18 protein-coding genes and 1 pseudogene are annotated in these 24,152 nt (G+C 64.9%); 6 read left to right on the forward strand and 13 right to left on the reverse strand.

The window, feature by feature from the left end; all coding sequences use genetic code 11:
- The first annotated feature begins 217 nt into the window (after positions 1–217).
- The 4 genes from NWI01_RS07645 (at position 218) to trxA (ending at position 8,322) form a co-directional block, all read left to right on the forward strand.
- A complete protein-coding gene (locus tag NWI01_RS07645; protein ID WP_141383292.1) occupies positions 218–943 on the forward strand; it encodes a nucleotidyltransferase family protein in 726 nt (241 codons plus the stop codon).
- Between the two features lie 202 nt (positions 944–1,145).
- Complete coding sequence (gene addB / locus NWI01_RS07650; RefSeq protein WP_141383293.1) at positions 1,146–4,304, forward strand: double-strand break repair protein AddB; 3,159 nt, start codon at positions 1,146–1,148, stop codon at positions 4,302–4,304.
- Positions 4,265–7,906 carry a double-strand break repair helicase AddA gene (addA, locus tag NWI01_RS07655; protein ID WP_244613688.1) on the forward strand — a complete coding sequence of 1,214 codons (3,642 nt, stop codon included), beginning with the start codon at positions 4,265–4,267 and terminating at the stop codon, positions 7,904–7,906. The genes addB and addA overlap by 40 nt, the downstream gene beginning before the upstream one ends.
- A gap of 95 nt (positions 7,907–8,001) precedes the next feature.
- Positions 8,002–8,322: a thioredoxin gene (gene trxA / locus NWI01_RS07660; protein WP_011313390.1), complete on the forward strand. Its 321-nt coding sequence runs from the start codon at positions 8,002–8,004 to the stop codon at positions 8,320–8,322.
- Positions 8,323–8,479: 157 nt separating this feature from the next.
- On the opposite strand, the gene NWI01_RS07665 is transcribed toward trxA, so the two are convergent.
- The 12 genes and pseudogenes from NWI01_RS07665 to NWI01_RS07720 all read right to left on the reverse strand — a co-directional run bounded on the left by NWI01_RS07665 (position 8,480) and on the right by NWI01_RS07720 (position 19,308).
- Positions 8,480–9,808 (reverse strand): bifunctional folylpolyglutamate synthase/dihydrofolate synthase, encoded by a 1,329-nt coding sequence (locus NWI01_RS07665; protein ID WP_141383294.1) that lies wholly within the window; start codon positions 9,806–9,808, stop codon positions 8,480–8,482.
- Positions 9,805–10,764: an acetyl-CoA carboxylase, carboxyltransferase subunit beta gene (gene accD, locus NWI01_RS07670; protein WP_141383295.1), complete on the reverse strand. Its 960-nt coding sequence runs from the start codon at positions 10,762–10,764 to the stop codon at positions 9,805–9,807. Before accD ends, NWI01_RS07665 begins: the two co-directional genes overlap by 4 nt.
- Positions 10,765–10,967: 203 nt before the next feature.
- Positions 10,968–11,804 carry a tryptophan synthase subunit alpha gene (gene trpA, locus NWI01_RS07675; protein WP_141383296.1) on the reverse strand — a complete coding sequence of 279 codons (837 nt, stop codon included), beginning with the start codon at positions 11,802–11,804 and terminating at the stop codon, positions 10,968–10,970.
- Positions 11,801–12,244, reverse strand: a complete 444-nt coding sequence (locus tag NWI01_RS07680; RefSeq protein WP_141383297.1) for a hypothetical protein — start codon at positions 12,242–12,244, stop codon at positions 11,801–11,803. Before NWI01_RS07680 ends, trpA begins: the two co-directional genes overlap by 4 nt.
- Entirely contained in the window at positions 12,241–13,485 is a 1,245-nt protein-coding gene (gene trpB / locus NWI01_RS07685; protein WP_141383298.1) for a tryptophan synthase subunit beta, read from the reverse strand. Before trpB ends, NWI01_RS07680 begins: the two co-directional genes overlap by 4 nt.
- 206 nt (positions 13,486–13,691) lie before the next feature.
- Complete coding sequence (locus NWI01_RS07690; protein ID WP_141383299.1) at positions 13,692–14,369, reverse strand: phosphoribosylanthranilate isomerase; 678 nt, start codon at positions 14,367–14,369, stop codon at positions 13,692–13,694.
- 338 nt (positions 14,370–14,707) lie between these two features.
- Entirely contained in the window at positions 14,708–15,055 is a 348-nt protein-coding gene (locus tag NWI01_RS07695) for a LapA family protein (protein ID WP_141383300.1), read from the reverse strand.
- An 83-nt stretch (positions 15,056–15,138) separates the two neighbouring features.
- Complete coding sequence (locus NWI01_RS07700) at positions 15,139–15,444, reverse strand: integration host factor subunit beta (RefSeq protein WP_011313397.1); 306 nt, start codon at positions 15,442–15,444, stop codon at positions 15,139–15,141.
- Positions 15,445–15,609: 165 nt separating this feature from the next.
- Entirely contained in the window at positions 15,610–16,587 is a 978-nt protein-coding gene (gene sppA / locus NWI01_RS07705; RefSeq protein ID WP_141383301.1) for a signal peptide peptidase SppA, read from the reverse strand.
- Between the two features lie 280 nt (positions 16,588–16,867).
- Positions 16,868–17,608, reverse strand: coding sequence for a sulfate transporter family protein (locus NWI01_RS07710; RefSeq protein WP_141383302.1), 741 nt, complete (start codon positions 17,606–17,608; stop codon positions 16,868–16,870).
- A 104-nt stretch (positions 17,609–17,712) separates the two neighbouring features.
- Complete coding sequence (locus tag NWI01_RS07715; protein WP_141383303.1) at positions 17,713–18,198, reverse strand: peroxiredoxin family protein; 486 nt, start codon at positions 18,196–18,198, stop codon at positions 17,713–17,715.
- A 105-nt stretch (positions 18,199–18,303) separates the two neighbouring features.
- Positions 18,304–19,308, reverse strand: a pseudogene (locus NWI01_RS07720) (lipo-like protein).
- Between the two features lie 239 nt (positions 19,309–19,547).
- Here NWI01_RS07720 and NWI01_RS07725 point away from each other — a divergent pair.
- Positions 19,548–20,990: a flavin monoamine oxidase family protein gene (locus tag NWI01_RS07725; protein WP_141383304.1), complete on the forward strand. Its 1,443-nt coding sequence runs from the start codon at positions 19,548–19,550 to the stop codon at positions 20,988–20,990.
- Positions 20,987–21,655, forward strand: a complete 669-nt coding sequence (locus tag NWI01_RS07730; RefSeq protein ID WP_141383305.1) for an adenine nucleotide alpha hydrolase — start codon at positions 20,987–20,989, stop codon at positions 21,653–21,655. Before NWI01_RS07725 ends, NWI01_RS07730 begins: the two co-directional genes overlap by 4 nt.
- 58 nt (positions 21,656–21,713) lie before the next feature.
- Here NWI01_RS07730 and pheT read toward each other — a convergent pair whose 3' ends face one another.
- On the reverse strand, positions 21,714–24,152 hold the full coding sequence (pheT, locus tag NWI01_RS07735) for a phenylalanine--tRNA ligase subunit beta (protein WP_141383306.1): 2,439 nt from the start codon (positions 24,150–24,152) through the stop codon (positions 21,714–21,716).

Here is a 24,152-nt window from a genome sequence, read left to right on the forward strand (position 1 = left end):
CTTCGCTCGAAAACGCTATAGTTCGTTGAATCGACAATGTGCGTGAGCCAGTGTGGTGGTTCAGAAGTTCGCTTCATTGCCCCATCGAGTCCGTCAAGCGAACGTCTGAACCTAAACCACACTAAGATCATAAAGTTGCTAGTGTGCCTTTGATTCCGAAGTTTGCATCAAAGGTTGCGGCAAGGGTATGCGAACTTCGGAATCGGGACACCAGGACATGCCGACCACTCCCACCAAAGCCATGGTTCTCGCCGCGGGCCTCGGCCTGCGCATGCGGCCGCTGACCGAACGGATGCCCAAGCCGATGGTGCCCGTGGCCGGCAAGCCGCTGCTCGATCACGTGCTGGACAGGCTGGCCGACGCGGGCGTCAGCGAAGCTGTCGTCAACGTGCGCTATCTGCCCGATCAGATCATCGACCATGTCGCGCAACGCGACCGGCCGAAGATCATCATCTCCGACGAGCGCGATCAGGTGCTGGGCACCGGCGGGGCGGTGGTGAAGGCCTTGCCGCTGCTGGGCGATGCGCCGTTCTTCCATCTCAACGCCGACACGATATGGATCGACGGCGCGCGCCCCAACCTGACGCGGCTGGCCGAGACCTTTGATCCGGCACGCATGGACATTCTGCTGCTGATGGCGCCGACCGCGAGCAGCATCGGCTACAGCGGCAGCGGCGACTACGCCATGCTCCCCAACGGAGCGCTTCGCAGGCGGCAAGAGAATCAGGTCGTGCCGTTTGTCTATGCGGGGGCCGCCATCCTGTCGCCCGCGCTGTTCGACGGCGCGCCGGCAGGCGAGTTTCCGCTGACCGCGATATTCGACCGGGCGGGTGAGCGGGATCGGCTGTTCGGGCTGCGGCTCGACGGCGTCTGGATGCATGTCGGAACACCCGATGCGGTCGATGCCGCGGAGAAAGCCGTGCTCGCGAGCCTCGACGCCTGACGACCGCCTCTCAACCGGTCGCCGCACTTAGAGCATTTTCGCTTCTGATTGAATCAGAAGCGAAGCTCTGGACTGTTGTTTGACGCGTTTTCTTCACGCGAACCGGATTCCATCCTCGGGTCAAGCCCGAGGACATGCTTCGCTCGAAAACGCTATATCCTCCCCGTGTCATGATATGCCTGATCTCGAATCAGGATCTTTTATGCGCGTCCGCAACATCCCCCCCTCGGTACCGTTCCTGCATACGGTCATCACCGCGCTGGTCGACGGCGAGCTGATCGAGGGATTCCGCCCGCGCGCGCAGCCCGAGCGGCTTGCCGAGGCCACGCTTTATCTGCCGACCCGCCGCGCCGGCCGCATGGCGCACGATATCTTTCTCGAGGTGCTGGATACCGACGCCGTAATCCTGCCGCGCATCGTCACGCTCGGCGACATCGACGAAGACGAACTGGCTTTCGCCCAGGCCGTCCCGCTGTCGCGCGAAACGCTCGAACTGCCGCCGGCGCTGGACGGGCTCGCGCGCCGCCTCGCGCTGGCGCAGCTTATCGACGCATGGGCGCGTCGGCTGAAACCCGGTGAGCCGGAGGAGCGGACGCCGCTGGTTCTCGGCGGCCCGGCCTCGACGCTGGCGCTTGCGGATGACCTCGCGCGGCTGATGGACGACATGGCCACGCGCGGCGTGGACTGGCGTGCGCTCGACAGGCTGGTGCCCGAGGCGCTCGACCGCTATTGGCAGCTCACGCTCGATTTCCTGAAGATCGCGCGCGACTACTGGCCGGTTCACCTTCAGGAGACCGGCCGGATCGAACCCGCGGCGCGGCGCGATCGCCTGATCGAGGCCGAAACCGCGCGTCTCGTCGCCCATCATGCGGGACCGGTGATCGCGGCGGGCTCCACCGGCTCGATGCCATCGACCGCGAAACTGCTGCATGCCATCGCCACGCTGCCGCAAGGCGCGGTCGTGCTGCCGGGGCTCGACACCGACCTCGATGAAGAGGCGTGGGAGTTGATCGGCGGCGTCAGGGATAAAACGAACGGTGCGTTCATCAGGCCGCCCGCCGCCGGTCATCCGCAGTTCGCGCTGCACGGCCTGCTCGCGCGCTTCGGCATCAAACGATCCGGGGTGAAAGCGCTCGGCTTCCCCGCGCGATACGGGCGCGAAATGCTGGCGTCCGAGGCGATGCGGCCGGCGGAGGCGACCGCGCAATGGCACACCCGGCTCGCCGAGCCCGAGGTCGCGGAGAAGATCGCGGCCGGACTGCAAAACCTCGCCGTGATCGCGGCCGCCAATCCGGAAATGGAAGCGCTCGGCATCGCCGTCGCCATGCGCGAGGCGCGCGACCAGAACAGGACCGCGGCGCTGGTGACGTTCGACCGCGCGCTGGCGCGACGGGTGATGGCGGCGCTCGGCCGCTGGAATCTCGCCTTCGATGATTCGGGCGGCGATCCGCTGATGGACACGCCTGCGGGAATCTTCGCACGGCTGGCCGCCGAAACCGCATGCAACGGTCTGGAGCCCCCGACCCTGCTGGCCTTGCTGAAGCACCCGCTGTGCCGGCTGGGACGCGCGGCCGGCGGCTGGTCGCGCGCCATCATGACGCTGGAGCTTGCGATCCTGCGCGGCACCCGGCCGCCACCGGGCGGCAAGGGTCTCGCGGACGAATTCGCGCGCTTTTGCGGCGAGCGCGAGAAGCTCGATCGCGGCGAAAGTTCCTCGCTGCATCGCAGCGAGCCCTGCGCTGCGCTGAAGCCGCATCATCTCGATGATATCAGCGCCCTGATCGTGGCCCTGCGGGATGCGCTCGCGCCGCTCGAAGGCGATGGCCCACCCGCGTCGGCGGACTTCACCCTCCTCGCCATGCAGCACCGCCAGGCTATCGAAGCGTTATCCTGTGACGACGAAGGCGTCGCCGCCGCATTCGACGGCCAGCACGGCCGTGCGCTCATTGATGCTTTCGACGACCTGCGCGGGGCGGGCGAGCGCAGCGGCCTGACGGTCAGGATCGCGGACTACCCGGACACGTTCGAGGCCGCGTTCGGCGACCGCGTCGTGCGCCGGCCGCAGACGACATCGGCGAGCCTGCGCATCTACGGACCGCTGGAAGCGCGTCTGACCCAATGCGACCGCGTCATCCTCGGCGGGCTCACTGAAGGCGTCTGGCCACCCGCGCCGCCGACCGATCCCTGGCTGAGCCGGCCGATGCGGCACGAACTGGGGCTCGATCTTCCGGAACGGCGCATCGGACTGTCCGCGCACGATTTCACGCAACTGCTCGGCGCCGGCGACGTCATCCTCAGCCATGCCGCCAAGACCGGGGGGTCGCCGGCGGTGGCGTCCCGTTTCCTGCATCGGCTCGAAGCCGTCGCGGGCGCGACACGCTGGGCAACTGCCAAACAAGCCGGCGCGCGATACATTCAGTATGCCGAAGCGCTCGACCGGCCCGACGAGGTCACGCCCATCGCGCAGCCCGAGCCGAAGCCGCCGCGCACGGCGCGGCCGACGCACCTGTCCGTGACCGCGATCGAGGACTGGCTGCGCGATCCCTATACCATCTATGCCAGATACATCTTGAAGCTCCTGCCGCTGGAGGCCGTCGACATGCCGCTGTCGGCGGCGGACCGCGGCTCGGCGATTCACGACGCGCTCGGTGATTTCACCAAACTTTATCCGGCCAACCTGCCCGACGATCCGGAAGACGTACTGCGCGCCATCGGCGAAATCCGTTTCGCGCCGCTGATGCAGCGGCCGGAAGCGCGCGCGCTGTGGTGGCCACGCTTCCAGCGCATCGCGGCATGGTTCGCGGGATGGGAGCTGACGCGGCGGACGCATCTGGTCAGGATCGACGCCGAGGTCAGCGGCAAAATCGAAATACCGATCGACGGCGATCGCAGCTTCATTCTGTCGGCGCGCGCCGACCGTATCGAACATCTCGGCGGCGGCCGCTTTGCCGTTCTCGATTACAAGACCGGCAATCCTCCGAGCAGCAAACAGGTGCGGCTCGGCCTCTCGCCACAGCTCACGCTGGAATCCGCGATTCTTCGCAACGGCGGCTTCGCGGGCATTGCTCCCGGCGCATCGGTCAGCGAACTGGTCTATGTCCGGCTGAGCGGCAACAACCCTGCCGGCGAATCGAGACCGGTCGATCTCGATAACGGCAAAACCGCAACCCAGTCGCCGGATCAGGCGGCCGATCGCGCTCTTGAAGAACTCACCGCGCTGATCCGCGCTTTCGACGACGAGCAGCAGGGCTACGCATCGCTCGACCTGCCGATGTGGAAAACCCGCTACGGCGCCTATGATGATCTCGCACGGATCAAGGAATGGTCGGCGGCCGGCGGACTTGGGTCGGAGGAATCGTGAAAGCGCCCCGCCCCGTTCATCCCGACGCCAGCGCGCGCCAGCAGCGCGCGTCCGATCCGGCCGCATCGGTGTTCGTGTCGGCCAATGCGGGATCTGGCAAGACGCACGTTCTCGTGCAGCGCGTAATCCGCCTTCTGCTCAACGACGTCGACCCCGCGCGCATCCTCTGCATCACCTTCACCAAGGCCGCCGCCGCGAACATGGCGGAGCGGGTGTTCTCCACGCTGGGTCACTGGGTCACGCTCGACGATGAGACCTTGAACGTGGCGCTGCGCGATGTCGGCATCGCGCAGCCCGGCGCGGGATGGCGCGAGCGAGCACGCAAGCTGTTCGCCTCCGCGCTCGAAACACCGGGCGGCCTGAAAGTGCAGACCATCCACGCGCTCTGCACGCGGCTATTGCAGCAGTTTCCTTTCGAGGCCGAAGTGCCGGCACGTTTTACCGTGCTCGACGAGCGCGACCAGACCGAAATGATGGAGCGCGCAAGCATCCATGTCATGCTTGACGCCGCGCAGAATCCGGACAGTCCGGCCGGCCGCGCGCTGCAATATGCCATGGGCGCGGAGGCCGACTCGACGCTGCGCGATGTCATCCGTCAGGCTTGCCTCCGCCGCGATCATGCCGTGGCGTGGACCGGGGATCGCGGCACCGGGCAAGCGGTCCGGGACGTCGCCGATGCGCTCGGCGTCGATCCGGACGAGCGCGTCGAGGGCGTCGAGCGCGAGATGATCGACGGGCCGAACCTGCCGCGAAGCAAGTGGCTCGATACGGCGGCGCTGTTCGCAACAGGCAGTTCGAATGACATCAAACAATCTGAACGGCTGCGCGCCGCCCATGCGGAAGCGGGCGACGCCGCGCAGGCCGATCGCTACCTCGACGTCTTCCTGACCGCAGGCGGCAGCCCGCGCAAATCCTTCGTCACCAGGAAGATCAGCGATGTCAGGCCCGCCATCGCTGAAATGCTCGCCGATGAATGCCAGCGCGTGATCGCGCTGCTCGCACGCCGCTGCGCGATCAACATCCGCGACCGCACGCAATCCCTGCTCGTCATCGCCGCGGCGGTCGCCGCCCACTACCGGCGCGAGAAGCACGAACGCGGCCTGCTCGACTATGACGACCTGATCGACAAGACGCTTCGGATGCTGGAGCAGACCTCGCCCGGCTGGGTTCACTACAAGCTCGATCGCGGCGTCGATCACGTGCTGATCGACGAGGCGCAGGATACCAGCCCCAAGCAATGGGACATCGTCGAGCGCATCATCGCGGACTTCACCACCGGCGAAGGCGCGCGCGAGGGCGTGCGCCGGACCGTGTTCGCGGTCGGCGACGAGAAGCAGTCGATCTTCTCGTTCCAGGGCGCGGCGCCGCGCGAATTCGACGAGCGGCGGCGCAAGCTGGAGAGGAAGTTTACCGATGCAAAACTTCCGTTCCGCAAGGAGGATTTCATCTACTCGTTCCGGTCCGGCAAAACGATCCTGGAATCGGTCGACCATGTGTTCCGCGATCCCGAAATCTACGCCAGCATCCATGCGGTCGGCGCTCACCCCGTGCACGAATCGCTGGCGGACGCCGCACCCGGCATCGTCGATCTCTGGAATCTGGAGGAGCGGGACAAGCGCGAGGAGATCGAGGGCTGGCGCGCGCCGTTCGATGCGGTCACCGCAACCAGCCCCGAGGTCAAGCTCGCCCGACGCATCCGCGACGAGATCAAGACGCTGATCGCGCAAGGCGCCATGACCGGGCATCTGGGCAACCGTCGCCCGCTCGGCCACGGCGACATCCTGGTGCTGGTGCGGCGGCGCGGCAACGCCTTCGACGCCGTCATCCAGGCGCTGAAGCAGTCCGGCATTCCGGTGGCCGGCGCGGATCGTCTTAAACTCACCGAGCATATCGCGATCATCGACCTGATGAACCTTGCGGATGCGCTGCTGCTGCCACGGGACGATCTGGCGCTGGCGGTGGCGTTGAAAAGCCCGCTGTTCGGCCTCGACGACGACGACCTGTTCAAGCTGGCGTGGCAGCGGGAGGGCTCGCTACGCGATGCGCTCGCCGGGCACGCGGCCGCCGGCGACAAATTCCGCGACGCCTTCGAACGCCTGAAGCGGTGCGAAAGTCGCGCCGCGCGCGACACGCCGTTCGCGTTCTTTGCGTGGCTTCTGGGCGAGGAAGCCGGACGGCGGCGGATCCTGCGCCGGCTCGGCCATGAAGCCAATGACGCGCTCGATGAGTTTCTTGAACTGGCGCTGACCTATGAGCGCAAGGCCCCCGCGTCGCTGCAAGGCTTCATGGCGTGGCTGCGCGCCGCCGATACCGAGGTGAAGCGCGACATGGAAATCTCGCGCGACGAGGTCCGCGTGATGACCGTGCACGGCGCCAAGGGGCTGGAGGCCTCGGTGGTGTTTCTCGCCGACACCTCGACTTCGCCGGCCGACACCGAGCGTCTCAGCCTGATCCGCATGGCGCGCGGCAACGCTCCCGCCGGCGTTGCCGGCGTGACGATCTGGGCCGGCAGGAAGGCCGAGGATCCGCCTTGCGTGGCGCAGGCCCGCGCGGCCATGACCGCGGAAACCGAACACGAATATCGCCGCCTGCTTTACGTCGCGATGACGCGCGCGGCGGACCGCCTGATCGTCGGCGGCTGCAAGCCGGCCAACCGCAAGGACGTTCGGGAATTGTCCTGGTACGACCTGATCGAGAAAGGTCTGGACGGTTCCGGCCTTGCGATGCAGGCGTTCGAAACCGCAAGCGGCAAGGTCAAGCGTTTCACCCGGCCAGATCACGATGATCCTGGATCGAATCGATCCAGGATCATGAACGTGATCGATTCCAATATTTTAGAGCGGGATGCGGGCGGAAAACCGCTGCACACTTTTCCTCATCCCGCTCTAGAGGAAGCCGAACCGGATGCCGCGGGCCCGGCGCCGCCGGCGTCCCCCGGCGCTACCCCGATCGCGTTGCCGCCGTGGCTGCATCGCTCAGTCGGGCCGGAAGCACCCGCGCTCCGATCGCTGCGACCATCGGATGCCGACGAGGCCGCGCATCACCGCTCGCCGGCCGGCGTTGCCCCGGATCAGCGCCACCATGCGCGATTGCGCGGCACGCTGGTGCATCGCCTGCTGCAATCCCTGCCCGAGGTGCCGCGGGATCGACGCCGCGACGCGGCGCTGTCCTATCTCGCGCGCAACGCGAATGACTGGGACAAGGCCGAGCACGACGCGCTGGCGGCGCAGGTCGTGGCGGTGCTCGATGATGCGAGGTTCGGCCCCGTTTTCGCGGAGGGCAGCCGGGCCGAGGTCGCGATCGCCGGGCGGCTGAAGACGCGGCGGGGCGATCCCCTGCCGGTCTCGGGCCAGATCGACCGGCTCGTGGTCACTCCGCACGGGGTTCTGGTCGTCGACTACAAGACCAGCCCCGCGTCTGCGAACCTGGCCGACGTTCCGCCCGCCTATATCCGCCAGCTCGCGCTCTATCGCGCGGTGCTCGCAGGCCTGTACCCGGAACTGCCCGTCAAGGCGGCGCTGCTCTGGACCGAGGCGCCTGAAATGATGGAGATTTCCGTCTCGACGCTGGATGCCGCCCTGGAAGCCATCATCTCGGTGTGAGAAACCTTGACCCGGGAAGATCGCCTTCTTAACTACATCCGCAGTTTCAAGCGCATTCTTTCGTCGCGCATCTCATCGAGACAACGAGGTATTCCATGGCTGTTGGCAAGGTTTCGGACGCCAATTTCGAAGCGGAAGTGCTCAAGGCGACTGGCCCGGTCGTGGTTGATTTCTGGGCGGAGTGGTGCGGCCCCTGCCGCATGATCGGCCCGGTGCTGGACGAAATCTCCAGCGCCATGGGCAGCAAGGTCAAGATCGTGAAGCTGAACGTCGACGAAAGCCCGAGGACGGCCTCGAAATACGGCGTGATGTCGATTCCCACTTTGATGATCTTCAAGGACGGCGAACTGGCCTCACGTCAGGTCGGCGCGGCGCCGAAGCAGAAACTGGAGCAATGGATCACGGCCACGGTGTGATCTTTTCTCGCTTTGAGTTTTGCGGACGGCCGGTTCATCACCGGCCGTTTTTGTTTGGGTGAGGAGAACGTTGAGGTCAGGGCGCGCCTTCCCTTCTCGTCATGCCCTGCTTTATGCCGGCATGACGACCGAGATGCACCCATTCGAGCACCGAATTCTACGCCGGCGGCGTACCGTTCTCCGCCAGCACATGGCCGGCGAGATACAGCGATCCCGTGATCAGAATGCGCGGCGGAATTTCGTAGGCCAGACGCGCGACCGATTGCAGCGCGGCGGCGACACTCACTGCGGTTTCGGCGCGCATGTCGAGCGCGCGCACCGCTTTGGCCAGCACCTCCGGCGGCATCGCGTTCTCCATGCCGGGGATCGGCACGGCAATGACATGGCGCGTCAGGCCGGCGAAGTTGGCGAGAAAACCCTTCGCGTCCTTGTTGCCCATCATGCCTGTTATCACGACCAGCGGTCGCGACACTCGCTCCTCGAGATCGCCGAGCGCCGCCGCCGCGACCCGCCCGCCATCGGCATTGTGCCCGCCGTCGAGCCAAAGTTCGGCATCGCGCGGCGCCTGATCCACGATCCGGCCGGATGTCAGCCGCTGCATCCGCGCCGGCCATTCCGCGCCGGTCACGCCGCGCTCGAACGCCGTCGTCTCGATGGAGAAGCGATCCTGCGCCCGCAGCGTCGCGATCGCGAGGCCCGCATTGTCGAACTGATGCCGGCCGAACAGCCGGGGCGCGGCGAGGTCGAGCAGACCGTTTTCGTCCTGATAAACCAGTCGTCCGTGTTCCGCGTGGACGTGCCAGTGCTGGCCGGCCGCGTGCAGCGGACTGCGCATCTGCTTCGCCCGCTGCTCGATCACGGCCTCCGCTTCGGGCAACTGCTCCGCGCAGATGACAGGCACGCCAGACTTGATGATGCCGGCTTTCTCGCCGGCAATCTGCGCCAGCGAGCCGCCCAGAAACTCGACATGATCGATGCCGACGGGCGTGATGACGCTCGCCAGCGGCGTCTCAACCACGTTGGTGCTGTCGAGCCGGCCGCCGAGCCCGACCTCCAGCAGCAGCACGTCGGCGGGATTTTGCGCGAACAACAGAAAGGCCGCCGCCGTCTTGATCTCGAAAAGCGTGAGCGCATCGCCGCCATTGGCGCGCTCGCATTCAAGCAGCGCGTCGCGCAAGGCATCGTCGGCAACCAGCGTTCCCGCAAGCCGCACGCACTCGTTGATCCTCACCAGATAGGGCGAGGTAAAGACGTGCACGCGCAAACCGGCGGCCTCGAGGATCGCGCGCAGATACGCAACGGTGGAGCCCTTGCCGTTGGTGCCGGCGACATGAATGACCGGCGGCAGCCTGCGTTCGGGATGATGGAGCCGCTGAAGGATACGCCGCATCCGGCCGAGCGTGAGATCGATCCTTTTCGGATGCAGCTTCGATATCCGCGCAACAACATCGTCGAGCGGGCTTTGCCGGGGCGGAACAGCGCTCACGCCGGAGGCGCGGCAGTCGCCGCCGGTGGAGCTTCCTGAGCGGCGGCGGGTTCATCCGGCTCATCCGGCGGAACGGCAGCAGTCGGTTCCGGCTCCGCCTCGATCATTTCCGGCGCCTTGGTCAGCAGCCGGCACACCCGCGCCAGCGTCGGCCGCAACTCGTGACGATGCACCACCAGGTCGATCATGCCGTGGTCGCGCAAATATTCCGCTCGCTGAAAACCGTCCGGCAGTTTCTCGCGGATGGTCTGCTCGATGACGCGGGCTCCGGCGAAGCCGATCAGCGCGCCGGGCTCCGCGATCTGAACGTCCCCGAGCATCGCATAGGAGGCCGTGACGCCGCCGGTGGTCGGATTCGTCAGCACCACGATGTAGGGCTGCCTGGCCTCGCGCAGCATCTGCACCGCCACGGTGGTGCGGGGCAGCTGCATCAGCGACAGCACGCCTTCCTGCATCCGCGCGCCGCCCGACGCCGCGAACACGATGAAGGGGCATCGTTTCTCGACCGCGAGTTCGAGCCCCCGCACGATCGCCTCGCCCGCCGCCATGCCGAGCGAGCCGCCCATGAAATCGAAATCCTGCACCGCGACCACGACGGCGGAGCCTTCCAGCTTGCCGAACCCGACCTTCACGGAATCATGGAGCCCGGTTTTGGCGCGCGCGTCCCTGATGCGGTCGACATACTTGCGCTCGTCACGGAATTTCAGCGGATCGGCCGTCACCTCCGGCAACGCCACATCGTACCATGTTTCGTTGTCGAAGATCGATTTCAGCCGCGCGTCGGCGCTCATGCGCATGTGGTAGTTCGATCCGGGGATGACGAACTGGTTGCTCTCGACGTCCTTGTAGAACACGAGCTGCCCGGTGTCGGGGCACTTGATCCAGAGATTATCCGGCGTTTCCCGCTTGAGGATATTGCGGATTTTTGGCCGGACAACGTTGGTCAACCAATTCATGCCTTACTCCGTAACGCCGCACCATCTGGCGACGGCCCGAACCTTCTCCCCTTGCGGGACGGCGTGCCCGGCACCGCGAAGCAAGGTGCGAGCCGGGTGAGGGGTTCTTTTATCGCAAACAGGATGACGGGACGACCCCTCACCCGCCTCGCTGCATAGATGCGGCCCGGTACCCTCTCCCACAAGGGGAGAGGGAAAAAAGCCTAGTCCGCCGCTTGCCGCGCCGACCGCACGCCCTCGGCCAGCGCCGCCGCGAGAGAGGCGACCGCCTGGACGGTTCCGGACGTCGCCTTGCCTTCGGCGTCGAGGCTGGCGCTGAGCGCATCGACCAGCGCCGAGCCGACCACCGCGCCGTCCGAGCGCTCGGCGATGCCGCGCGCGGCATCCGGGGTGCGGATGCCGAAGCCGACGCAGACCGGCAGGCTCGTATGGCGCTTGATGCGCCCGACCGCCGCGCCGACCGCGGTCGAATCCGCCGCCGCGCTGCCGGTGATCCCGGTGATCGAGACGTAGTACACAAAGCCCGACGTATTCGCGAGCACCGCCGGCAGACGCTTGTCATCCGTCGTCGGCGTCGCCAGGCGAATGAAATTCAATCCGGCTTTCATCGCCGGGATGCACAACTCGGAGTCTTCCTCCGGCGGCAGGTCGACGACGATCAGGCCATCGACGCCGGCCGCCCTGGCATCGTCAAGAAATTTCTCGACGCCGTAGATGTAGACCGGGTTGTAATAGCCCATCAGCACGACCGGCGTCGAATCGTCGTCCTTCCGAAACTCGCCGATCATCCGCAGCGTGCCGGTCAGGGTCATGCCCGCATCGAGCGCGCGCCGCCCGGCCGCCTGGACCGCCGGACCATCCGCCATCGGATCGGTGAAAGGCATTCCGATTTCGATGATATCGGCGCCGGCCTTCGGCAGCGCCCTGATGATGGCGAGCGAGGTCGCGGGGTCCGGATCGCCAGCCATCAGAAAAGTGACGAAGGCCGAGCGTCCCTGCTTGCGCAACTCGGCGAAGCGCGTGTCGATACGGGTTGTCATACTTTGTATCCGAAAACTCGAACTAAGGAGAACACCATGCCCCCAAACGACATAATTCCAAAGATCAAGAAGACCGTGTTGAATATCTGACGATATGAAAGAGTGCCTTCGCACTCGTCTGCCAATCTGATGGGATTAGGCATTTCTGGATCTCCGATGCGCTCCAAGCAATAACTTAGGAGTTCTTCGCCGTGCTTGACCAGAGTTGCAGTTCGTCGATCGAGATACTTGAAGCAAATACATATCGCCCCTAGTACAAATGCAATTGTACTCGCAGCTAATGGGCTGACAGATAGCGCGGTAAAAAAGCCTCCTATACAGAAGCCAGCGATTAAAAGAAAAAAGTTGAAAGCCTTTAGACGCTGATCTGCATGGACTTTGAACCACTCAAGGCCAATCTCTTTTGATAGCTTGAGACAGTCCTGATGAGTGTCATTCACTTCTTCCTGCCCTTCAGGATATCGCCGACCTGCGGCACGTCCTTGTCGCCACGGCCCGAGAGGTTGACCACCATCAGGTGATCCTTCGACCGCCGCGGCGCGAGTTCGATGACGCGCGCGATGGCATGCGCCGATTCCAGCGCCGGGATGATGCCTTCCAGCCGCGACAGCAGTTGAAACGCGCCAAGCGCTTCCTCGTCGGTCGCGGAGAGATAGGTGACGCGGCCGGTCTCGTGCAGCCATGAATGCTCCGGCCCGATGCCGGGATAGTCCAGCCCCGCCGAAATCGAATGCGCGTCCTCGATCTGGCCGTCGCCATCCATCAAGAGATAGGTGCGATTGCCGTGCAGCACGCCGGGCCGCCCGCCGGTGAGCGAGGCCGCGTGCTGCTTGTCGAGCCCGTGTCCCGCCGCCTCGACGCCGAAAATCTCCACCGAGGATTCATCGAGGAACGGATGAAACAATCCCATCGCGTTGGAGCCGCCGCCGATGCAGGCGATCAGCGAATCCGGCAACCGGCCTTCCACCTCCTGCATCTGCCATCGTGTTTCCTCGCCGATGATCGACTGGAAGTCGCGCACCATCATCGGATAGGGATGCGGCCCCGCCACCGTGCCGATGCAATAGAAGGTGTCGTGAACGTTGGTCACCCAGTCGCGCAGCGCCTCGTTCATCGCATCCTTCAGCGTGCGGGTGCCGGACTGCACCGGCACCACTTTCGCCCCCAGCATTTCCATGCGGATGACGTTCGGCTCCTGCCGCGCCACATCCACCGCGCCCATATAGACCACGCAGTCCAGGCCGAAGCGCGCGCACAGCGTCGCGGTGGCGACGCCATGCTGGCCCGCGCCGGTCTCGGCGATGATGCGCTTCTTGCCCATGCGCCGCGCCACCAGAATCTGGCCCAGCACATTGTTGACCTTGTGCGAGCCGGTGTGGTTGAGCTCCTCGCGCTTCAGGTAGATTTTTGCGCCGCCGGCGCCGCCCGAGGCCGCGGAAATCTCCCGAAGGTGTTCGGTCAGACGCTCGGCGAAGTACAGGGGCGACGGTCGTCCGATATAGTCCTTGCGATAGCGCGCCATGTCGCGCTGGAACGCGGCGTCGCCCTTGGCGTCGGCATAGGCCTTCTCAAGATCGAGGATCAAAGGCATCAGCGTTTCCGCCACGAAGCGGCCGCCGAACATGCCGAAATGCCCGCGCTCGTCGGGGCCGGACCGGAAGGAATTGCGGAGAGAACTCATCGTCACCCTTCGTCATGGCCGGATTCATTCCGGCCATCCACGTCTAGAGCATGTTCGCTTCTGATTGAATCAGAAGCGAAGCTCTGGATTATTGTTTTGACGCGTTTTCTTCACGCGGTGCCCATCCCGGGTCAAGCCCGGGGACACGCCTCGCTCGAAAACGCTCTAGTCTGCGCGGACATACCAACTCCCGTGTTTCCCGGAAACTAACCCACATGCGAGGTGGTTTCGCGCAAACTGGTTGCAGCCCGTCGCGCGGCATCGATGAAGTCCCGGATCATACCGGCATCCTTCACCCCCGGCGCGCTTTCCACGCCTGAGGAAACATCGACGCCGCCGGCCCGCGTGATCCGCACCGCGTCATCGACGTTGCCTGCCGCCAAGCCGCCCGACAGCATGAATGGAATATCGACGGACAGATTTTCCAGAAGACGCCAGTCGAAGGGTACGCCCAGCCCGCCCGGCCGGGTCGCGTGCTTTGGCGGACGCGCATCGAACAGCAGGCGGTCGGCGACTGTGACATAGCGTGGCAGGTCCGCGAGATCGGCGGCGGTCTCGACGCCGATCGCCTTCATCACCGGCAGGCCGAAGCGCCGCTTGACCTCGCGGATGCGCGTCACGGTTTCCTTGCCGTGAAGTTGCAGCAGATCCGGCCGCAAGGCCTCGATGATTCCGGAGAGCGTCTCATCATCGGCGTCGACAGTCAGCGCGACCTTGGCCGCCCGGCCTCGCACCTGCGCGCCGAGATCTTGCGCGCGCGCAAGCTCAAGATGCCGCGGCGACGGCGGAAAGAAGACGAATCCCACCATATCGGCGCCGGCCTGCAACGCCACATCGAGCGTCGAAGGGGTAGACAGGCCGCATATCTTGACGATCAGTGACATGATCTCGAATGGTCCGGCACAACCCGGCCATGGCAGGCCGGCGCGCAGCTAGAGCGGGATGAGGAAAAGTGTGGTGCGGTTTTCCGCCCGCATCCCGCTCTCAAATATTGGAATCGATCACGTTTATGGTTTTGGACCAATTCGATCCAAAACCATCGTGATCTATCAGCACGATGGGCCATTTCTACAACGTCGCAAGCGGCTTGTCTCGCTTGCGTGAGACGCGACCCGAACGTTCTTTCCACTTGCGACGGGGTATGCAGGATCGGCGATCGCGGAACGCGGTTCACAAGCCCAAGGACATGCTCGAGGACATGCTCGGCGGCGCTTTAACACCGCTATCCGGCGCGCCGGGTCAGGTCCGGCAACCGCGACACCTCCTGCGCCTCGTAGCGGGATCGCAGATCCGCCAGTTCCACGTGCGCTTTCCGCGCATCCGTCTCGTACTGACGGGCTGCATAGCGCCAGCGGCGCTGCCCCACCCAGGTCGCGACGCTGCCGGCGACCACGCCGAAAATAGCCACCGAGATGATCAGAACGAACAGCGGCAGCGTGATGCCGGTCTGAGGGTCGGATCCGCCGAAGGGGTCGAACGTCACCGTGACCAAACGGCGGTTGGCGAACGCGAACACGATGAAAAGGACACCAAGCGGAATCAGGATCAGGCCGGTCAGGAATTTGCGCATGATCTCTCTCGCGACGCTGCGTCAGCCGGCACTCATGCTGACAGGTGCGCTTGCCGATTGATGGGGCCGCCCCCCTGAACGTTCTATGCGTTCGCTTCGCTCGTCGCATTGTCGCGATTGAGCCGCTCACGCATTTCCTTGCCGGTCTTGAAAAACGGTACACTTTTCTGATCGACCGGGACGTGTTCTCCCGTACGCGGATTGCGGCCCGCGCGGGCAGGACGATGTTTGACTGAAAACGCACCAAAGCCACGCAACTCGACGCGATCGCCCCGCGCAAGAGCGGCGACGATCTCATCGAGGATCGCGTTCACGATGTTCTCCACATCCCGCTGGTAGAGGTGCGGGTTATGTTCGGCGATGCGCTGAACGAGTTCGGATTTGATCATCGAGACAAAGGCCCATGCGTGGGATGCCCATTTCCGTGAAAATGGTCAGGACTGTCAAGACAGTAAATGTGATTCGGGTCGCGGGAGAAATCGGCCGCGATGGCTTGCGTTGCAACATCGGTGGCTTTTCGCGGCGCGAAATGCCTGCTCACGAGCGGCTTGACCTCAATTCGATGGCGCAGGATGCCAAAGCGCCAGCATTCCGTCGAGATTCAGGCGATCCGCTGCCCGCACGATCCCGGCCTGCTCGACCTGCCGCGCAATGCCGCCCAATCCCAACGCGTCGAACGCCACCGACGCAGCGGTGCGGATGAACGTCAGATCGGTGAAGCGCGGCGTCAACTTGAAATCGCGCACCGGAAGGTCGGGCGCGACCTTCTTTTCCGCCACAAGCCAGGCGATCGCGACCTTTTCGTCGCCAAGCTGATCGATCAACTTGAGATCCAGTGCCTGCCGGCCGGTGAAAACGCGCCCGTCGGCGACTTTCTCGAGCTGCGCATCGTCCATGCCGCGCCGGTTCTGCACCAGACCCCGAAACCAGGCGAAGGAATCCTTCACCAGGGCGTCGATCGCGGCCCGCGCCTCCGGACTGGTCGGTTCATATCCGCTCGGGGCCGCCTTCAGCGGCGAGGATTTCACCGCCTCCACCTTGACCCCGACCGTTTTCAGAAGTTCGGTGACGTTCGGATACTGAAACAGCACGCCGATCGAGCCGACCAGCGCTGTTTGCTGCGCGACGATGTGATCGGAGGCAAGTGCGGCGATATATCCGCCGGACGCGCCGAGCCCTTCCACCACCACGACCATCGGCTTTTTGGCCTTCAGGCGCGTCAGGGCCTCATAAAGCTCTTCCGACCCGGCGGTGGTGCCACCCGGCGAGTTGATGTGGACGACGACCGCAGGCGCCTTCGATTTTCCAAGCCGCTCCAGGGCCTCGACCCGCTTCTGGTCGCTGCGGATCAGACCATCGATGTTGACGCGCTGGATCGCGGAGTCACCCGTCAGTTTGCTCCCCCAGGGCGAGGCATAAGCGCCGAGCGCGACGATCGCGCCGATCACGATCAAAGCCGACGCCACGCGCCAGAAGGTGAGCTTGCGGCGCAGCCTGCGGCGATCGACGATCATGTCGGATTCCATCGACATCGACATTTCTCCTCCATAGCGTTTTCCCGCGAAGCATATCCTCAGGCATGGCCCGAGGACAGATATCGGTTCGCGTCAAGAAAACGCGTCAAAACAACGATCTGGGACTTCGCTTCTGATTCAATCGGAAGCGAAGCTCCCGGGTTGCGGCCGATTGCACCGTCACCGGTGCACGGGTGATACCAAAGGTCCGCCAGGCTACACCAGTTGCGGCCCAATATGAAGAAAGCATGGCCGGAGTACGACACCGCGCCGTCTCGGTGATTCGGACCTTGCATGGCTAGCGGCTGTGCCGATCTGGCGCGATCAGTTCCGGCCGCGGCCCCGACAGCCGCTTGTGCATGTGGACCATGAAGGCCATGCCGAACAGCGGCGTCGCCAGATTGACGATCGGAATCGCAACAAACGCGGCAATGATCAGGCCGGCCATAAAGACTGTCGAGGCGTTATCGCGGCGCATCGCCTTGGCTTCCGCCGGCGAGCGGAATCGCATCGCCGCAAGCTCGAAATATTCACGGCCGAGCAGCCACGCGGTCGCGATGAAGAACGCGATCACGCCCGCGCCGGCCACGAACACGAACGGCAGCGCAATCAGATAGACGAGCAACGTCAGCAGCGCCGCCTTGATGCTTTCGGTCATCGCAAGGCCGATCGGCAGCGCAGCTCCCGGACGGTCGGCCGGGTAATGCTCGTGCTCGACGATCTCCGCGACATCGTCGACGAACACGCCCGCCACCAGCGAGGTGATCGCGGGCATCAGAAACACCGCGCCGAACACGATGCCGAGGCCCGCGGCGATTGAAAGAATCCAGGCGAGGATATTGAGCGGCGTGTGGAAGGCGGGCCCCAGCATGGTCTCCGCCCAGACCTCGCCCGATCCGGCAAGCCAGCTCAAAAGCCGCTGCAGCCCGACAGCGGTGACGACGATCAGCACCAGCGCCAGCCCGATCACGCGCCACAGAATGGCGCGCATCGGCAGCGAAAGAATCTGCGTAAGGGCGTTGACAGCGGCGCCGATCATGACGGAGCGTTCCCCGGGAAATCCCTGCGCTCAGATAAACGCCGCAACCCCGGCCGGCAAGAGCGCGAGGCTTCTGACGCTGGACTGATCAGAAGCGAGATATTTTAAGCGGCGTAGGTCTGCGCGCCCGCGAGTTCGGCCGCGATCATGGCGCCGAGCGCCATGTCGCTCTGCTGGCCGAAGCCCTGATGAACGATGCGGCCATTGCGGCCGATCAGAATGCTGGTCGGCGTGCCCTGCATTCCATAGCGGCCCATGGTGACCGGCAGCGGAGTGCCCTCGCCCGCGGCATCGACGCCGATCGGAAACGTCAGCCGGTACTCGTGAATGAAGGCCTGAAGCGAAACCGGCGTCATCGCGGCATGATGTTCGAACACCGTGTGCAGACCGATCACCTGAAGATCGGTCGCCTTGAACAACTCATGGGCGCGCTGGGTCTGCGGCGTGCCATGCGCGACGCAGCCGGGACACAGCATCTGGAAAGCATGAATCAGCACCGGGCGGCCACGCAGCGCCGCCAGCGTGATGGGCTCAGCCGTGTTGAACCATTGCGAAACGGCAAGTTCGGGAGCGGGAACGTCAGCGGACATGGATGGCCTCGCAAGGCCATTCGCGGCCCGGTTTCCAACACGATCTTCCCGCGTCGGATAGACTGATGATAGCGGGCCGATCCGGCGATGCAATGCGCGATCGCGTCACCGAGGGCTGCGCTCGTGGTGGAACGTCGCGCCAGGATGGGTTGATCTTGCGCCGGACGCGCGTCGCGGCGAGCGCGGCCTCGCGCCGCGGACATGCGCTGCGTCTGACGTTTCGGATTGCGCGCGCGTCGGGACACTTTCGTCGGCGCTCACCTCTTCGACCGTCACGGGCGAATCATGCGGCGCGGGATCAAACGACGGAACGCCGGCCCCGACCTGAAACGGATCTTCTCCATACACGGATTCAGCGAGCGGCTTTGGCGTGTCGGCCCAATGCAGGGAGCGATAGTCGAAGCCCCGCGCGATCGTGGGTTTGACGATCTCGAAATAAGGCGAGATGTCGAAATCCCGCGGCATATAGAGGGAAGAATCCCGAATGTGCAGAATCTCGCGCCGCGCGCTGCGACTGCCCGCGCGCGTGACCTTCGGCAGGACCGGATAGCGCACCGCGCCGAAAGCTTGCGCGATCAGCGCCTAGCAGATCATCTTGGTCGGATCACCAGAGCCGAACGCGATCATGCGCCGCCGCCAGCGCTGCGGAAAGGGTAACGGAACCAGGTACCGCATCAGATCGATGATGTTCTTGGTGTCGTAGCCGAAGCCGATCCGGTTGATGGCATAGCGGCACACCGTCACGCGGTCCTCGTGAGACAGGCCGACCGGACGGCACACCCGGCTGTGATAGGGAAAATACTTCGACAGCGGCGCCGAGACGACACCCTCGCCGACATTGGCCTCGATCAGCACATGCGGCTCGCCGTCAGCCTCGCTGGCGCCATCGATCGGGCCTACATAAAGCGCGGAGTGCGACCACGTCGACTGCGTCAGGTATTTGATGATGCCGGAGATCCGGCTGTTGCCTTCGACCAGGAGAACGTCGCCCTCCTCTATCAGGTCGCGCAGATGCTCCGGATCGCTGGGCGTGAACGGCCTGTATCCCGGTATCTCCTTCTGAAGATACGCCGCGATCCATTTTCCGACCGTATCGAGTACGAGACCCATGAAGTCTCTCTCCGCGTTTCGCGCCTGACCGGTTTTCCCTCCTTACCATGGACAGAACCCGTTGCAATTTGGTTCATGGCTGCAATCGCGAAATCACCATTGATTCACCATGACGGTTGCCGCAGGCTCATTGATGCGGCAAGCTGGCCGCGTTCCAGCATCCGGCCGTGCAGCAAGGGGCAAGCGATTTTTGAATCACCACGCCGATCGTTCCTGCACCTCAGTCCCGGAACCGGGCCATGAGAATGACACGCCGCGATTTTCTGTCGGCGTCCGCCGCCTGTGCGGCGGGAATGAGCATCGGCCGCGCGCGGGCGGCGGCGCTGCCGCGCGACGCCGATGTCGTTGTAATCGGCGCTGGCGCGGCAGGTATCGCGGCAGCGCGGCGGGTACAGGCCGCGAACCGCACCGTGCTGGTGCTGGAAGCGGCAGGCAGGATCGGCGGACGCTGTCACACCGATACCGGGACGTTTGGAACGCCATTCGATCGCGGCGCGCGCTGGCTGTTTGAACCCGACACCAACCCGATCATCAGGCTGGCGCGAAGCGCCGGCATGGAGGTGTTTCCGTCCCCACTCGGCCAGAAGATCCGCATCGGACGGCGTAACGCGCGGGCTGGTGAAACCGAGCAGTTCCTCGCCGCACTGATGCGCGCCAGGCGCGCCGTCGGCGAGGCCGCGCGAGGAAAGGTCGACGTCGCCTGCGCCTCGGTGCTGCCCGAAGATCTCGACGTCTGGGCCGGGACGATCGATTTCATACTCGGCGCCAGCGCCACCGGAAAGGATCTGAAAGATCTCTCGGTGATGGATCGGGCGAGCGCGCCCGAGCGCAACGCCGCGATCGACTGCAGGCAAGGCCTCGGCGTGCTGCTCGCAACGCTCGGCCAGGCCGTCCCCGTCAGTCTGTCGACGCCTGTCAGCGGGGTGACGTGGACCGGCCGCAGCCTTAGGGTCGAGACATCCGCGGGCCGTGTCGATGCACGCGCCGTCATCGTCACGGTCTCCGTCAACGTGCTGACCTCAGGCCATATCCGCTTCACGCCCGAATTGCCGAAACGGCAGCTCGACGCGGCCGCGAGACTGTCGCTCGGCAGCTACGATCGCATCGCGCTATGGCTGCCCGATAACCCGCTCGGCCTCGGACCCGGCGAGACCATGATCGAGCAGAGCAGCGACGGAAAGACCGCGCTTCTCGTGGCGAACGCGCATGGATCGTCGTTGTGCACGGTTGATATCGCCGGCGGTTTCGGCCGCGATCTGTCGGCGCAAGGAACGAGCGCAATGACGGCCTTCGCCACGGAGTGGTTGACGAAACTGTTCGGCAGCGACGCGGCGGCCGCGGTGAAGCAGTCGGCCGCGACCCGCTGGAACGCCGATCCCCATGTGCTCGGAGCAATGTCGGCCGCCGAACCCGGCGGCCATCCGTCGCGGAAGATCCTGATGGAGCCGCTGGGCAACCTGTTTCTCGCCGGTGAAGCCGCGCACGAGACGCTGTGGGGCACCGTCAACGGCGCATGGGAGAGCGGCGAGCGCGCGGCCGACGCCGCGCTGCGGAAGATCGGCGGGAGCAAGGAAAAGGAGCCCGCACAGCCACCGGCGTCGAAGCATAAGCAGTCCCGCCCCCGGAGACAGACGCCCTCGCGGCGCGGAAACGACGCCTTCGGCTTTCCACTGCCCCGATGACGCGACCGAAGGCGCTGATCTCATGGTCGTCCGGAAAAGACAGCGCCTTCGCGCTGCATGAAATCCGCCGCGAGGGCGCGTTCGATGTCGTCGGCGCGCTGACCACCGTGAACGAACGCTTCGGACGCGTCTCGATCCACGGCGTGCGCCAGCAGGTGCTGGACGCGCAACTCGCCACCGCGGGATTGCCGCCGTGCGTCGTGCCGATTCCCGATCCGTGCCCGAACGACGCCTATGAAGCGCGGATGATCCGGGCGATGGCGGATGCGAAGCGATCCGGCATCACGCATGTCATCTTCGGCGACTTGTTTCTCGCGGACATCCGCGCCTATCGCGAACAAAAGCTCGCCGGCGCCGGGATCACGCCGGTGTTTCCGCTGTGGGGCCGGCCGACCCCGGCGCTTGCGCGCGAGATGATCGCAAGCGGGCTGGAAGCGCGTCTTGTCTCGGTCGACCGGGCGAAGCTCGACCGTTCGCTCGCCGGCCGCACCTTCGATGAGCGGCTGCTGGAAGACCTTCCCGCCGGAATCGATCCCTGCGGCGAGAACGGCGAGTTTCACACTTTCGTTTCCGCCGCGCCGGTGTTTTCGCAACGACTGGAGGTCGTATGCGGCGACGTCGTCGAACGCGGGGGATTTGCCTATTGTGATCTCATGCTGACGTAATCGCGGGACATCAGGGTCCGCGTTCTCGCCCGGGTGACGCGCTTCGCTCGAAAACGCTTCAACCGCGCAAGCTCCCGCCGGTTCTTTTCGCGACTTCGGCGACAATTTTCCCCGCCACCGCGTCGATCTCCTGATCGGTGAACGTCCTGTCGCGCGGCTGCAGCCTCACCGCGATCGCGACCGATTTCTTGTCCGCATCGATGCCCTTGCCTTCGTAGATATCGAACACGGTGACGCCGGAGACGAGCTTCCTGTCCACGTTCTGCGCCGCGCGCACGATATCGGCCGCTTTCACGGCACGATCGACAATAAAGGCGAAGTCGCGCGACACCGGCTGGAACGCCGGCAATTCCAGCACCGGCTTCGCGCGCGTCGGTTTCTGCTTCGCCTCCGGGATGCGGTCGAGAATCACCTCGAATCCGAGCAGCGGGCCTTCGGCCTTCAGCTCGTCCAGCACCCGAGGATGCAGCTCGCCGAAATAGCCGAGCACGTTATGGGGGCCGATCTGGATCGCGGCGGAGCGTCCCGGATGCAGCCATGCGGGAAAATTCTTCGATTCATCGCTGGTTGCGATCTGCAAGGCGGCGACCGGCGCACCCGCGGCAGCCAGCACGGCGAACGCATCGGCTTTCGCATCCAGCGCATTGACCGTGGCCGAGCCCGACCAGTGCCGTCCGAGGCCCGCCGACGAAGCGATGCCGCGGCGAAGCCCCGCGGCGGCCATGAACTGATCCTGCGGGCCGTCGCCTCTGAAGATCTGCCCGACCTCGAACAGCGCGACATCGGCAAAGCCCCGGTCGGCGTTGGCCTGTGCGATCGCGACGAGACCCGGCAACAGGCTCGGCCGCATGTCTGAAAGATCGGACGCGATGGGATTAGCCAGCGCCAGCTCGCTTGAGCCGCCACCGAACAGTTCAGCCTGCGTCCTTGCGATGAACGACCAGTTGACGGCCTCGACCATGCCGCGCGCCGCCAGCGCGCGCCGTGCCTTGCGCGTACGCGACTGGATCGGCGTCAGCACGGGTTTGCGCGGGGCCTCGCCGCGATCGAACGGCGTCATCGGCACCTTGTCGACACCGACGATGCGCACGATCTCCTCGACGAGGTCGGCCTTGCCCTGAACGTCGGTGCGCCAGGTGGGAACGGCGACCTTCACCACCGGACCGCTGCCGGCCACCATGAAACCCAGATGGCCGAGAATGCGCCGCACTTCCACCAGGGACACGTCGATGGCCGCGAGCCGCTTGATCTCGCTCAAGGGGAAATCGATCACCCTGTCTTCGGGCAGCGCCTGCCCGGCAACGACATTCTCCGACGGCGTGCCGCCGCAAAGCTTCATGACGAGTTGCGTCGCCATCTCAAGCCCCGGCACCATGAAGGCGGGATCGACGCCGCGCTCAAAACGATAGCGCGCGTCCGAATTGATGCCGAGCCTGCGCCCGGTCTGCGCGATGTTGATCTCGCTCCACAGCGCCGATTCGATCAGCACGTCGGTGGTGGTCTCGTCGCAGCCGGTTTCCTCGCCGCCCATGATGCCGGCAAGCGATTCGACGCCCTTGTCGTCAGCGATGACGCAGACATTCGGATCGAGCGTATAAATGCGGCCGTCGAGCGCCTTAAGCGTCTCACCGTCGCGGGCACGGCGTATCGTGAGATCGCCATGCACCTTCTTCGCGTCGAACACATGCAGCGGACGGGCGCGGTCGTAGGTCATGAAGTTGGTGATGTCGACCAGCGCGTTGATCGGACGCAGGCCGATCGAAGTCAGGCGCTTTTGCAGCCACTCCGGCGACGGACCGTTCTTCACCCCGCGCACCATTCTCAGCGCGAAGCCGGGGCAGAGCGAAGCGTCTTCCACCGTGACCTTCACCGGACAGGGGAATTCACCGATGACCGGCTTGATGGTCGGATCCTTGAAGCGGCCCATGTCGGCGGCCGACAGGTCGCGCGCGATGCCGTGCACGCCGGTGCAGTCCTGCCGGTTCGGCGTCAGGTTGATCTCGATCACGGGATCGCCGAGCCCGGCCCATTCGGCATAGCCGACGCCGACCGGCGCGTCGGCGGGCAGTTCGATGATGCCGTCGTGATCGTTCGAGATCTCAAGCTCGGCCGCCGAGCACAGCATGCCGCGGCTCTCGACGCCGCGGATGGTGCCGACACTGAGCGTGATGTTTTTTCCGGGAATATGGGTGCCGGGCGGCGCGAACACGCTGATGAGACCGTCGCGCGCGTTCGGCGCGCCACACACCACCTGAATGTAAGCCGGCTCACCCTTGTCGCTGGTCTCACCGGTATCGACCATGCACACCCTGAGACGATCGGCGTTGGGATGCTGCACGGCGGAGACCACGCGCGCGATGGTGAAGGGCGCGAACGTCTTCGACTTGTCTTCGATATGCTCGACCTCAAGCCCGATCATGGTGAGCTTGTCGGCGAGTTTTTCCAGCGGCTCGTCGGTGTCGAGATGATCCTTCAGCCAGGAGAGAGTGAATTTCAT

The organism is Nitrobacter winogradskyi, assembly GCF_006539545.1.
GTDB classification, from domain to species: domain Bacteria; phylum Pseudomonadota; class Alphaproteobacteria; order Rhizobiales; family Xanthobacteraceae; genus Nitrobacter; species Nitrobacter winogradskyi_A.